This is a genomic window from Xanthomonas sp. SHU 166, from assembly GCF_000364685.1.
GTDB classification, from domain to species: domain Bacteria; phylum Pseudomonadota; class Gammaproteobacteria; order Xanthomonadales; family Xanthomonadaceae; genus Xanthomonas_A; species Xanthomonas_A sontii.
In genome coordinates this window covers 1-553 of record NZ_AQOJ01000791.1, presented here as the reverse complement: position 1 = coordinate 553, position 553 = coordinate 1, and the positions used below count along the sequence as shown (strand labels likewise).

Annotated in this window: 1 pseudogene; it reads right to left on the bottom strand. The window is 70.3% G+C overall.

Annotated elements, in window-relative coordinates:
- Nucleotides 1-276 precede the first annotated feature (276 nt).
- Nucleotides 277-553, bottom strand: a pseudogene (locus D180_RS18315) (glycosyltransferase family 2 protein); the annotation flags it as partial.

Here is a 553-nt window from a genome sequence, read left to right as displayed (position 1 = left end):
GCGAGCAGCGCCAGCGCCAGCCGCGCGCGGCGCGCAGGCGTGGCGCGGTGGGCAGCGGGCATGGGCACAGCGGACGCGCAGGCGCGCACGTGGGTGCGCGGACGCACGCCGTCGAAATCATGCATGGTTGAGTTCCTGGTGGGGTTCCCCCGAACCGGAAAGCAGGCGCGGTCCAGGAGAGATCGGCGGAACACGTCATTTGTTAAGTGACGTACTTCCCAATATAGCGAATTTATGTTGCCATGCCGCACGCGCGCGCAACGCGGCCGATTTCGTTCAGCCTGGGCGGCGCCAGCACAGCCGGGCGAAGGTGACCCAGGCGTGCAGCCAGATCACCGCCCACACCGCCGCCCGCACCGGCCAGGCCCGGGTCGGCGCCTCGAACTTGCGGAAGTAGCGCCACAGCCCGCGGTGCTTGTGCCACTCGACGAACCACGGGCGTTTGCGGCTGGACACGCCGCGCACGTGCAGCACGCGCAGGCGGTTCAGCACCGCCACCGTGGCACCGGCCTGGCGCACCCGGCGGCACAGGTCCAGGTCCTCGGCATGCAGC